Origin of the sequence: Oceanobacillus sp. Castelsardo (assembly GCF_001659985.1) — a bacterium.
Lineage (GTDB): Bacteria > Bacillota > Bacilli > Bacillales > Amphibacillaceae > Oceanobacillus.
Window position 1 is genome coordinate 66,288 of sequence record NZ_LYCS01000014.1, and the last position, 12,320, is coordinate 78,607.

Sequence of the window (12,320 nt, forward strand, 5' to 3'; positions counted from 1 at the left end):
TTTTATACTTTCCTACCTGCCAAAAAGTTTAGTAAAAATAAACAGTCCATTATATCTTTTAAATATGTTGTTATTATAACAAAATACACCTATATATAGAAAGGGAAATGAAAAATAGTTTATCCCGCTGAAAAAGAAAAGACACTCTTAAATAAGCCTTTTACTTGAAACCATAACCACTCAAAAACACGATCTACTATTTGAAGTTCTCCATTTACTTCACCCGCAGAAGCCATTAGTTTCCCATTTATTGGTTTCTCATTAATTAACTTTCCATTAATGATGGTTACATCTCCATCAATAACACCCATCACTAGTAAGTCGCCATTTTGAATCACTAGGTCTTCATCTACCACAACATTTTCTGGCACAATTACAGTATCACCCTTAATAATGAGATTCTCTTGTTTGGATACGACTAATTCATTATCTTGATTCCACTGTGAAAAAACACCGCTAAGCATTAAAATGAAAAAGATTGCAGCCGCCGTTAAAATAGGGTGTGTTTGAAACAACCGTTTATATTTAATACGTTTCTTTTCTTTAGGCAGTTTGCTTATGACACTATTCGTAAATCCAGATGGTGCCTGAATATTTTCCGCACTTTGAATCAGACTAATGGTTTGCTTTAATTCCCCGAAGTGGTTTCTACAAGCCCCACACGATTCAATATGAGTAAAAAGCTCCATTTCCTTTACTTTATCTATTTCTCCATCAAAATATTGATGCATAAGTATAATTATTTCCTTATGAGTCTCCATAGGTTACACTCCTTTACACGTGACGAAGTCTTTTTCTCAAAGCTTCCCTTCCCCGGTGAATTCTTGTCTTTACCGTACCTATTGGAATATCCAAAATACTTGCAATCTCCTGAAGGGAAAACTCTTCTAAGTAACGAAGAATAATAATACTACGATACTTTGGTGGTAATTCAGAAATCTCTTGATGAATATAACGATTTAACTCTGAACTTTCTACTTCTTCACTTGGTAGAGGATCACTAGAAGAAAGCTGGGAATACATTGTCAAACCCTCTGTTCCTGTAATTTCTGCATCAAGATAGTAATCCGGTTTACGCTTTCTTATTCGATCAATTGTCAAATTAGTAGCTATTCTATATAGCCATGTCGAAAATTTCCTTTTTTCATCAAATGAATCAATATTAATATAAGCGCGAATAAATGCTTCTTGAGCGATATCTTCCGCTTCATGTTTATTACCAAGCATTCTATAGCAATGTTGATAGATTCTATCCTGATAGAAATTAACTACTAAGCTATATGCTGCCTGATCACCTTTTTTAACTTGTTTTATTTTTTCGCTAATTATTTGTTCCATAAACGTACCTCCGCTTATTTTGCGGTATTTATATTACGAACGAGCTAACCATAAGGTTTCCTTTTTAATAAAAAAATTATCTAATATGTAAATTAGTAAAGGAATTAAATTCACAAAAATGTCATAGTTTTAATTTTGGTTTAATATTGCTTTTTTGGGGGTATTTTCTTAATATAGTATACTAGATAGGGGGTAAGTTTTGGTGACTAAATCTATTTTATTAGAAAAAATTGAAAACTGCCGAAAAGAAATGATTTTATTAAGTAATAATCAGGATTTAACTTCTGAAGCTGTTGTCTCTTCTAGTATGAGGCTTGATGAATTAATAAATTTATATCAAAAACTTATATAATGCTTAGCACCAAGGACTTACTATCATAATTTAGACATGTTTTTATATATTAAAATAAAAATTACACCTATCGTTATTCATTACATTGGTAGTACTTCAGCCATATGCAAAACACCTGATTTTTCCAAATTGGAAGGATCAGGTGTTTTTTAATCTAGTTGTTATTTATACTCTAAAGAGGCTCCACTATAATTAGGTCTTATAGTTAATGGCTTTATCCCATTTTGTTCCCAAACTTTTAGTAATTGTTCCGCTTTTTCTTTTGATGGCATAAAAGCAATACCACAGTCACCGCCTCCAGCTCCCGATGGTTTACCCGCACCACCAAGTTCTTCTGCTAGATCACATAATTTTGCTAGCATAGGAGTTTCAATAGGTACATTAGCATCCCGTCCTAGTTTAGCCAGAGCTTTTCTGTTTTCTTTTACACCTTTGAATAACAGGGAAGCGTCCGATTTCCTTAATCCCGCAAAAAATGTGCCAACAGCTACTTTACTATTTAAAAGAAATTCCTCAAAAAGGTTCGGCCTTTCCTCTTTCAATTGTAAAACTTTGTCTACTAGTTCAGCAGTAGAAGCTGCCTTTCCTGTCCAACCAACACAGAAATATATATGATCTGGTATTTCTAATGGTTCAACAGAAAAATAAGTCCAATCTTTTTCTACCAACGAAGATACAGATGGAGTTTTATTATATTCTTCTAATAGCCATTCCGCTTGAAAAGAAGAGTAATTTAGTATCCCCCCATATGTTGAGGCTGCAACATCCGCTCCAGAACCATTCTTTTGCGTAATAACATGGGACAAGGCCGCTAATTTAAAAATAATATCTTTACTTGGCTCATCCGGCAAAAACAGCTTTAACATAGCAGTAATAACAGATGTTACGACTGCAGCACTTGATCCTAGTCCATATTTAATGCCAGATTTATCATCTAGTTCACTTCGTATCATTAGCTGGAAGGGAGATATAGTTATCCCTTTTTCCAATAAATATGTACTTGCTAGAGTCATCGCTTTTTGAACAAAGCTGACTCGTGGATTATCCGTATGAATGCTAACTTTTTTATTCTCAATCGTAAATTTCATATTCTCCAACTGAAAATCGGACAACGTCAAACCATTTTCAGTCGATTTTCTAATGGTGGCATAAACAAAACGATCTACAGCTAATACAGCCAGATGTTGGGATGGATGTAATACTGCATATTCGCCAGCAATCATTAATTTTCCTGGTGTCTTAATGGATATAGATTTATTCACCAATATATTCAACCCCTAAAGATAGGTTATTCCGGGTCCTATTTTGCTTAAAGTTACACTTTGAACGTCAGGGATATCTTTCAGCATTTTCTCTACTTGTTTTTCATTTTCTGGTAAATAGAGTACTTTAACATTTGGCCCCGCATCAATTGTAAAATATACTGGGATGCCTTTTTCTCGCATATCCTGTACGGTTTGCATTACTCTAATTGTAGTGTCATGCCAATACGTAAATGGAGGAGTTGCACCTAACGTTGTTGCATGCATCTTTAAACAATTAGCCTCTGCAATAGAACCTACTTTTTCGAAATCCTTTGTTTCGATACCAGCTTTCATTTCCTTTAAGTCCTCACGAGTACTATCTAACCAACCAGAATAAAATGGGGATGTTTCCACTGTTCGTTTCATACCAGCTCTACTAGATATCTTTTTCATCGTTGAATTTAGTTCCACAGCAGCTACGCGTATATCCCAATGATTTTCTGTCTGGATTTGAATAGCTTGTGAATCCATGCCATCTTCTCTTTCTCCCATGTTCCATTCCACAAACCCACCATAAATAGAACGACAAGCAGACCCAGATCCTTGTCTAGTTATACGAGATAATTCCTCATGGGTTAGATCCAATCCTAAAGCACGCGTTCCCGCAGCAGCTAAAGCTGCGAAACCAGAAGCAGAAGAGGCAAATCCCGCGGCAGTAGGTACCTTATTAATAGAATTTACCTTTGCATATAAATTCTGTTTCCCTGCCGTCTCTCTAATTAAATGAAGGAATCGGGTAACGCGTTGATACGCCTCACCGGAAATCACTACATCATTAAGTACAAAAATATCTTCAGAAAGATCTTCATCAAAGGCTACAGATGTAGTTGTGTAAAAGCTATCTAACGTGATAGATAAGCTACTATTTGTTGGTAAAATCAATTCTTCATTTCTTTTTCCCCAATATTTAATCAAAGCAATATTCGTATGTGCCTTTGCTGTAGCCTTCATTTTTATATCTCCTCTTTGACTTATATTAATACGTGTTCAAAAAGGAGGATGAAAAGGACACCGGGCTTTTTGAACAACATATATTAATTCTGTTTTTTTAATACAAATGGCCATACTGCATGTGCACCATATTTCCTTAGCTTTTCTGCCAGTTGTCTAGAATGAACTTCATTTTTCGCTAAGGCAATAATACAGCCACCATTCCCTCCACCAGTTAATTTTGCTCCCAAAGCACCTTCTTGCCGAGCAAAATAAATGAGTCGATTTAATCCTGCATCACTAACTCCTAAAGCTTCTAATTCACGTTGGGCTTCATCAAGTAAACCACCTAGAATATGTTTTCCAGCCTTTTCTAAAGCATTTTTTGCTTGATGAGTTAATTCACCAATCTTTTCTAATTTACGTTGTATTCTTTTAGGGGTAGATTTTAATAAACGTGCAACAGACTCTACAGATAAACGAGTATCCCCTACCCGTCCCGAATCTGCAACAACAAAATAGTAGTCCTCTTTTAAATCTAGATACTTAATTGGGAAGTCTTTCTCAAACCATACCGGTGACCTCGCCGTGATTGTCAAAGTATCAATACCGCTTGGTTGCCCATGTGCAAAAGTTTCTGCAATATTAGCTAACTTTAAAAGCTCATCTTCAGAATACGTTCGATTCGCAAAAGCGAATAAAGAACGAACAACTGAAATGGCTACAGATGCACTAGAGCCTAAACCTTTTCCAGGTGGGATAGAAGAACTAATACGTATTAATAAGTCTTCTTTAGGTATGTTTAAATAATCTAACGTTCCATTTACACATCGAACGATTCCTTGTAATGATTCAGGAGCGTGAACCATTGGGCCGTGATAAAAAGCACTATCTATTTTAATAGAACCTGAAACCTGCTCAATTACTGTTTCAACACCTATTAACGGAAAAGGGATTGCAATAGCGGGTTGTCCGTGTACAACCGCATGCTCCCCGATTAATATTAGTTTACTATGGGCTACACCAATAGCCGTCTTTTCTGTTGTTGTTACTTTTTCTGCACTCATTTTTTATATTGTTCCACCAATTCTTTAGCTTTTCCAACACGGATTTGTTTTTCTTTTATTAATTCTTGAGCAATAATATCTATCATCTCCCCCGTAGCACCTGCCGCAATTGCAACAGAACGGGAGTGCAATGCCATATGACCTTTTTGAATACCATCTGTTGCTAAGGCTTTGAGGGCACCAAGATTTTGTGCTAACCCTACAGCTACTATAATTTCAGCTAGTTCTTTAGCTGATTTTACCCCTAATAAGTCTAATGAAAATTTAGCTAAAGGATGAACACGAGTGGCTCCACCAACCGTCCCAATCGACATCGGTAACTCCAATTCACCCACTAAATTCCCGTTCTCATCTTTTGACCATGTAGTCATCGAACTGTATTGTCCATCTCGAGTCGCATATGCGTGTGCTCCTGCCTCTACTGCTCTCCAGTCGTTTCCAGTCGCAATAACTACTGGATCAATCCCGTTCATAATTCCTTTATTATGTGTTACAGCCCGATAAGGATCCGATGCAGCAAATTCATAAGCATGAATTACTCCATCACGTACTTCTTCTCCGGAAAAATCCCCAGTCTGTAATAATTCAGGAGGTATGACGCAACGTGCCTTTGCAAGACACTTATCAGCATAATTCGATAAAATTCGCAAATATACTTTTCCTTTAGTTATTTCCTCAACAAGTGGAGCAATGGATTCGACCATTGTATTAATAATATTGGCTCCCATTGCATCACATGTATTAATGTAAAGGTGGATGATAAGCATTTGGCTATAAGCCGAGTCAGAGTCTTCATTTAAAATTCTTACATCAAGATCCTCTGCACCTCCGCCTCTAGCAACGATGCTTGGATATGCACTATTTGCAGCATTTAATAAAGCCGATTTATTTTGAAGAATTTCCTCTTTTGCTAACATAAAGTCTGGACAGCCCACAACTTGAATCTGCCCTATCATTACTCTCTCAGTTGACTCTGTAGTAAACCCTCCAGCATTTCTCACGATTTTTGCAATATGACTTGCTGAAGCTACTACCGATGCCTCTTCAATGGCCATCGGAATGACGTATTCCTTTTCATTGATCAAGAAATTCAATCCTAAACCTAACGGCAACTCAAAGGTTCCGATTACATTTTCAATCATCTTATCCGCTGTGTCTACATCTAATGACGTATCCATTATTAAATTTTCAAAACCTTCATCCCGAAATTCATGTAACTTTTTCAATACTTCAAGTCGCTCTTGAACAGTCATATTATAAAATCCTGGAATCCTGGAAGTATCCATACTTATCATCCTTTTATATACAAAAATTCAAAATAAACCGTATAATACGATTCACACATTCTTACTATTATTATAACATGTATAGGTAAATTCATGATTAGAATTATCTTTTTATCATACTATAATTTATCATCAATTTCTTAGAAAAACTAGTATTTACTCGTCCTTTAGCAAAGCAGCTCTGCAGTAACTTCGTGAATTACTATTTAAATACACTTCCTGCAATCCCAAGAGGAGGGAATACCCCGCAACACGACAGGCAGGTTAGTTTTCTTTACTTCGTTTCCTGTAGTGCAGTCCTGTTTTTCTAACGCAGAAAATAGACTATCCCATTCATTATGTAAAATATCACCTTAAAATGCAAATAAACAAGGCCACATGATCGAGACCTTGTTTATTTAATATGTTCAATTATTGTCGATTCATTCACGATGAGCCATGAAGGATTCGAACCTTCGACCCTCTGATTAAAAGTCAGATGCTCTACCGACTGAGCTAATGGCTCGTATGGCTGGGCCACTAGGATTCGAACCTAGGGTACACGGGATCAAAACCCGATGCCTTACCGCTTGGCTATGGCCCAATGATTCTAGTGGTGGAGGGGGGCAGATTCGAACTGCCGAACCCAGAGGGAGCGGATTTACAGTCCGCCGCGTTTAGCCACTTCGCTACCCCTCCATATTATTACCCATTTTATATTTATGATACATATTCTTTCAAAAAAATGGTGCCGGCCAGAGGACTTGAACCCCCAACCTACTGATTACAAGTCAGTTGCTCTACCAATTGAGCTAGGCCGGCATGGTGGAGGATACAGGGCTCGAACCTGTGACCCCCTGCTTGTAAGGCAGGTGCTCTCCCAGCTGAGCTAATCCTCCATCATATAGGATGTATTAGTGCAAGTGTTCCGATAGATCTTTACGGTGGGACTGGTAATCGGAGTCCTAGGACGTCGCGCACTTAACATACCTTCATTAAAAAATGGTGACCCGTACGGGATTCGAACCCGTGTTACCGCCGTGAAAGGGCGGTGTCTTAACCGCTTGACCAACGGGCCAGTTATGATAATCTCGAAATCTGTCACAGACTGACGAATTTTATTATACATAGTTCCACATAATTTGTAAAGAGTTATTTTTAACTTTTTTATATTTATAGTTTAAATTAAGTTTCTATATATTTTCCCAAATTAGTAGTAAGTAATAATATCTAATATTAAATATTTTATTTCTAACCGCTTATTAGGTTATAATGGACAAAAAGATATTAATGGAGGTTAACCATGTCAGGTTTATTAGAAGGAAAAAATATAGTTGTAATGGGTGTTGCAAACGAAAGAAGCATCGCTTGGGGTATTACCAAATCCTTACACCAAGCCGGTGCAAATCTAATATTTACGAATAGACAGGAACGTTCTTATAAAAAGTTAGTTAAACTGTTAGAAAAAAACGAAATTGAACCTAAATTAATTGTATCTTGTGATGTTGCAAATGACGATAGTATTAAAGAGGCATTTACTAAAATTAAAGACGAGATTGGTGTAATTCATGGATTAGTTCACTCAGTGGCTTTTGCAAAACGTGAAGAACTACAAGGAGAATATGCTGACACTTCACGAGATGGATTCCTTCTTGCTCAAGAGATAAGTGCATATTCATTAGTTGCAGTTACAAAAGCTGCTAAAGAAATAATGACTGAAGGTGGAAGTATTGTAACTCAAACTTATTTGGGATCAGAGAGAGTCGTGCCAAATTACAACGTAATGGGGGTTGCCAAGGCATCACTAGAAGCTAGTGTGCGTTACTTGGCAGAGGATGTAGGAAAATACGGTATCCGTGTAAATGCTATATCCGCTGGACCAATCCGTACCCTTTCTGCTAAAGGAGTATCTGGATTTAATGAAAAAACTCATATTATTGAAGAAAAAGCACCATTACGTCGCGGTGTAGATCAAGATCAAGTAGGTGATGCAACTTTATTCTTCGTCAGTGACCTATCTAGAGGTATTACAGGTGAAGTACTACACGTTGATTCCGGATTCCATATCATTGGAGGATAATTTTTAAAAAAATGACGCTTCTTTAACTACGAAGCGTCATTTTTATTTCCCTTATATATATAATACTGATTTTTACCCTTTTCTTTTGATTCATACATGGCAATATCGGCCTTTTTATATAAAGTCTCTAAATCCTCTCCATGCTCTGGCGCCAACACAATCCCTATACTTGCAGTAATATTTATACTTTTATATGTTTCATGCTCTACAAACAATGTTTCTAAGCTATCCAAAATATTATTTGCTAGTTGCTCAGCTTTTACTAAATTGGAGCTTGGCATAACTACAACAAATTCATCTCCACCCAAGCGAAAGACCGTGTTATCGTTGCCTATTGTTAATTTCAATTTATTCCCGACTAATTTCAACAATTTATCACCGTAATCATGGCCAAAATAATCATTCACGAGTTTAAAATTATCTAGATCAAACATAATTAATGCCATAGTATCATCTGGTTTCTTCGTTATTTCCTTCGTTAAAATCTCCTCAAAAGCAGCCCTGTTTTTTAGGCCTGTTAAACTATCATGAAAGGCTAAATACATGGGCTTTGAAACAAGTTTGGAAATAAATAATGAAAGTATAAATGTTATAAATAAAATAATTCCCAACTGGATTAAAAATACCTTTCTACTCTCTTTCAATGATGCTTGTAACTCATCATCATTATAAACAATCTCGATTATTTTATCTTTTGTTTGGCCTGTATCGAAATCTGATTCAAAAGGAACAAACCGGTGCACACTCGATTTCCCAGTCCAATTATCTATAACTTCAACAATCTTATTTGTTTCCAAAGCTTCTTTAAGTGCCGTTTTTCTATTTCCAGTAATTCCGTCAGACCCATTATCTTTACCAAAGGGAATTCCACCTATATTATAGATAGTAATTTCATTTATAAGTGGATATTGTTTCTCCATTTCATTAGCTACTTGTAGAAAACTAAAGGAATTAAAAATTTCCCCATCCTGTAAATTATATCCTAGCTCTATTATGTATTTCTTATCTTCTGTGGCCATATAACTATATTTTGTAATTTTTCCGTTTCCTTGATCAATATCCATACCATCATGATAAAATTTACCGGATGCCCTTCTTTCATTTAATATTGTTGCAAGTGTACTGCAACAATCCTCGAAATCTACACCTATATCCCGCTTAAGGCTACTGTGAGATATGACGTTATTTTCATCAATGATATAAATATCCATTCCTAATGTTGCTTTTAAACCTTCGAAGTCCCAATTACTAAAATTAGGATTTTTATCATATAAATCTAATAAGTAATTCGTATTTCCTTCCATCCGTTTTGCTGTATCCGCATCAAAATAACGGTAGGCCTTATCAATTGTTTGTAAAGAATGAGCTAAAACGCCTTCAATTTGCTCTATTTGAAATTGATTATTTTCTTTCAATTGCTCCATTATTCTATTTTGATTTATAATCGCAATCGACAGTGAAATAATTAATGCAAATATAATCATGATTAAAAATAACTTTAATCTAAACCCCTTTTTCACCCTTTACCCCCCATTTATTCGGGTTCAAAATGCCCTTTTGACCTATTTTTCCTAAATAAAATGAAGATATAATATAAAAGACCCGTATTTTAATATCTTAATCCTTAATAATTATAATTTCAATTTATTTGTAATTTTATAAGAAAGTAGTTGTATTTAAGTTGGAAAATCGTGGTATATTAGTTTAGCACGTTCAATTAGATACATATGATTACATTAATTTTAATGATAAGGAGAGAGCTAAATCAATTTGTCTAGAAAAGAATCACTATTACCATTAAAAACACTAATTGTGAGCTTCCATGCTTCCAATACCATTCTAATTAGTTTCCTACCACTTTATTTACATTATCGAGGACTAAACGGAACGGAGATTGGTTGGGTACTTGCAATTGAATCACTTGCTTCCCTAATCGCACAGCCAATTTGGGGATATTTGAGTGATAAGTATAAAACAGTCAGAAAAATATTGTTCATTTGTGTGCTCGGCCTCTTAGTTGGAAGTTCCATCTTCTTTCATATGGACACATTATCGACTATCTTAATAACAGGTGCAGCATTTTACTTTTTCGCCACCCCTATTGGAGCGTTAAGTGATAGTCTTGCCCAAAGAAGAGCAGATGAATTAAAGGTTTCCTTTGGATCTATTCGTATGTGGGGTTCTATTGGCTTTGCAATATCAGCATTAATTGTTGGTAGGATTCTTGATCAGTTCGGTGTTCAATATATGTATTGGCCGTACTTATTTTTTGGATTAGTTATTTTCTTCGTCCTCATTCCGATGAAGGATGTTAAGGTGGATTCAAAACCTGTAAAGCCAAGAGATGTCCGAAAAATTATTACAAATAAGCCATTCCTTCTTTTTCTATTTTCTATAGCCTTTATTACGATAACTCATCGTATGAATGATTACTATATGGCACTTTACATTGCAGAACTTGGTGGGAGCGAATCTTTAGTTGGAGTTGCTTGGTCTACGGGAGTTGTTGCAGAAGCCGCAGTATTTGCTCTTGCAGGATTTTGGTTTAAAAAGTATCGGACATTAATTTTTATAATTACAGCGGCAATTCTATATACGATTCGTTGGTTTTTATATGCAGCTGTTGATGATCCAATCCATGTTATCGCACTTCAGTTCATGCATGGATTAACCTTTGGTGTATTCTATACAGCTGCTTTTGAGTATGTGACACGATTAATTCCAAGCACTTTACAATCAACCGGCCATCTCATTTTCTTCTCTGTGTACTTTGGTCTATCTGGGATTATTGGCTCACTGTCAGGTGGATCCATTATCGAAGCATTTGGTGGTAGCACCATGTATTTATTTATGGGCACGCTATCTGCTTGTGGAACTGTATTTCTCATCCTTTACCACCTGTTACCATATGGAAAGGAAAATACCGTTCAAGGAACTAAATAGAAAAAGCTGGAGCTACTACTGTGTTAAGATCTCCTTTTATCTATTAAAAGTACATTACGTTGATTAATTAGGTAGATGTAAGAAATGTGAATAGACAGTTTGATAAAGTGAAACTTCAATCAGTGGGGGTCCCTTACCTCCCCCTGACCGATTGTTAGTTGAACGAATCAGGGTTTTACTGGCTGCCCGAGCCCCACTTACAATTCCTGGATCCTCCTCAAATTCTTGAAAAATTGTATACCTCTTGTATCGGAATAGTTGGAGCAAGGTTCCATTGAAATAACATTAAACACCATTACACACATCTATGCAGATTCTTTAATAAAAACGTGGAGAGGTTAAGAACGTATATTCCATTAAAAAGTGTCCGTTAGAGGATTGTTAGAAAGAAACAAAAAAGGCTCTACCCACTTTAGGGCAAGAGCCTTATATATCGAGAGCTTCCAACAGGATTTGAACCTGCGACCCCTTCCTTACCATGGAAGTGCTCTACCTGCTGAGCTATGGAAGCACAAAAATGGCTCCACAGGTAGGATTCGAACCTACGACCGATCGGTTAACAGCCGATTGCTCTACCACTGAGCTACTGTGGAATAATCTAAAATTAATATGTAATTGCCTGGCGGTGTCCTACTCTCGCAAGGGGAACCCCTAACTACCATCGGCGCTGGAAAGCTTAACTTCTGTGTTCGGTATGGGAACAGGTGTGACCTCTCCGCCATCACTACCAGACAATGTTTAATGAATGATGATACATATACTATTATATATACAAGCTTCTTTAAAGTCAAGTATTATTAAGAGTATTTATACCTTAAAAACTAAATAAGAGTGAATCAGACATCAATAGAAGTTAGTTAAGTCCTCGATCGATTAGTATTTGTCAGCTCCACGTGTCGCCACGCTTCCACCTCAAACCTATTAACCTCATCGTCTCTGAGGGATCTTACTCATTTAAAATGATGGGAAGTCTCATCTTGAGGGGGGCTTCATGCTTAGATGCTTTCAGCACTTATCCTTTCCACACGTAGCTACCCAGCT

10 protein-coding genes, 8 tRNA genes and 2 rRNA genes are annotated in these 12,320 nt (G+C 36.3%); 3 read left to right on the plus strand and 17 right to left on the minus strand.

Annotated features, from left to right (window positions below):
- Window positions 1-119 precede the first annotated feature (119 nt).
- Both A9178_RS17160 and sigW read right to left on the minus strand, forming a co-directional pair.
- Entirely contained in the window at window positions 120-761 is a 642-nt protein-coding gene (locus A9178_RS17160) for an anti-sigma factor family protein (protein WP_068677494.1), read from the minus strand.
- Window positions 762-774: 13 nt separating this feature from the next.
- On the minus strand, window positions 775-1,338 hold the full coding sequence (sigW, locus tag A9178_RS17165; protein WP_068677496.1) for an RNA polymerase sigma factor SigW: 564 nt from the start codon (window positions 1,336-1,338) through the stop codon (window positions 775-777).
- Window positions 1,339-1,540: 202 nt separating this feature from the next.
- On the opposite strand from sigW, the gene A9178_RS18780 reads away from it, so the two are divergent.
- On the plus strand, window positions 1,541-1,690 hold the full coding sequence (locus A9178_RS18780) for an aspartyl-phosphate phosphatase Spo0E family protein (RefSeq protein WP_082918258.1): 150 nt from the start codon (window positions 1,541-1,543) through the stop codon (window positions 1,688-1,690).
- A 161-nt stretch (window positions 1,691-1,851) separates the two neighbouring features.
- Here A9178_RS18780 and A9178_RS17170 read toward each other — a convergent pair whose 3' ends face one another.
- From A9178_RS17170 to A9178_RS17215, 10 genes are all read right to left on the minus strand, one after another.
- A complete protein-coding gene (locus A9178_RS17170; RefSeq protein WP_231889880.1) occupies window positions 1,852-2,952 on the minus strand; it encodes a phosphomevalonate kinase in 1,101 nt (366 codons plus the stop codon).
- Window positions 2,953-2,967: 15 nt separating this feature from the next.
- Window positions 2,968-3,945 carry a diphosphomevalonate decarboxylase gene (mvaD, locus tag A9178_RS17175; protein WP_068677498.1) on the minus strand — a complete coding sequence of 326 codons (978 nt, stop codon included), beginning with the start codon at window positions 3,943-3,945 and terminating at the stop codon, window positions 2,968-2,970.
- 83 nt (window positions 3,946-4,028) lie between these two features.
- A complete protein-coding gene (gene mvk, locus A9178_RS17180) occupies window positions 4,029-4,991 on the minus strand; it encodes a mevalonate kinase (RefSeq protein ID WP_068677500.1) in 963 nt (320 codons plus the stop codon).
- Window positions 4,988-6,277 (minus strand): hydroxymethylglutaryl-CoA reductase, degradative, encoded by a 1,290-nt coding sequence (locus A9178_RS17185; protein ID WP_068677502.1) that lies wholly within the window; start codon window positions 6,275-6,277, stop codon window positions 4,988-4,990. The genes mvk and A9178_RS17185 overlap by 4 nt, the downstream gene beginning before the upstream one ends.
- 432 nt (window positions 6,278-6,709) lie before the next feature.
- Window positions 6,710-6,782 (minus strand) — tRNA-Lys (locus A9178_RS17190).
- Window positions 6,783-6,785: 3 nt separating this feature from the next.
- Window positions 6,786-6,860, minus strand: a tRNA-Gln gene (locus A9178_RS17195).
- A gap of 10 nt (window positions 6,861-6,870) precedes the next feature.
- Window positions 6,871-6,955: transfer RNA gene (locus A9178_RS17200), tRNA-Tyr, on the minus strand.
- Between the two features lie 47 nt (window positions 6,956-7,002).
- A tRNA-Thr gene (locus A9178_RS17205) sits at window positions 7,003-7,078 on the minus strand.
- A gap of 1 nt (window position 7,079) precedes the next feature.
- A tRNA-Val gene (locus A9178_RS17210) sits at window positions 7,080-7,155 on the minus strand.
- Window positions 7,156-7,259: 104 nt separating this feature from the next.
- A tRNA-Glu gene (locus A9178_RS17215) sits at window positions 7,260-7,334 on the minus strand.
- 225 nt (window positions 7,335-7,559) lie between these two features.
- On the opposite strand from A9178_RS17215, the gene fabI reads away from it, so the two are divergent.
- Complete coding sequence (gene fabI, locus A9178_RS17220) at window positions 7,560-8,336, plus strand: enoyl-ACP reductase FabI (RefSeq protein WP_068677504.1); 777 nt, start codon at window positions 7,560-7,562, stop codon at window positions 8,334-8,336.
- A gap of 26 nt (window positions 8,337-8,362) precedes the next feature.
- Here fabI and A9178_RS17225 read toward each other — a convergent pair whose 3' ends face one another.
- Entirely contained in the window at window positions 8,363-9,856 is a 1,494-nt protein-coding gene (locus A9178_RS17225) for a GGDEF domain-containing protein (protein ID WP_068677506.1), read from the minus strand.
- A gap of 250 nt (window positions 9,857-10,106) precedes the next feature.
- Here A9178_RS17225 and A9178_RS17230 point away from each other — a divergent pair, with 250 nt between their 5' ends.
- Window positions 10,107-11,279, plus strand: coding sequence for an MFS transporter (locus A9178_RS17230; RefSeq protein WP_068677508.1), 1,173 nt, complete (start codon window positions 10,107-10,109; stop codon window positions 11,277-11,279).
- A gap of 438 nt (window positions 11,280-11,717) precedes the next feature.
- On the opposite strand, the gene A9178_RS17235 is transcribed toward A9178_RS17230, so the two are convergent.
- The 4 genes from A9178_RS17235 to A9178_RS17250 form a co-directional block, all read right to left on the minus strand.
- Window positions 11,718-11,790, minus strand: a tRNA-Thr gene (locus tag A9178_RS17235).
- A gap of 7 nt (window positions 11,791-11,797) precedes the next feature.
- A tRNA-Asn gene (locus A9178_RS17240) sits at window positions 11,798-11,872 on the minus strand.
- Between the two features lie 24 nt (window positions 11,873-11,896).
- Window positions 11,897-12,011, minus strand: a 5S ribosomal RNA gene (rrf, locus tag A9178_RS17245).
- 121 nt (window positions 12,012-12,132) lie between these two features.
- Window positions 12,133-12,320: ribosomal RNA gene (locus A9178_RS17250) — 23S ribosomal RNA — on the minus strand; the annotation flags it as partial.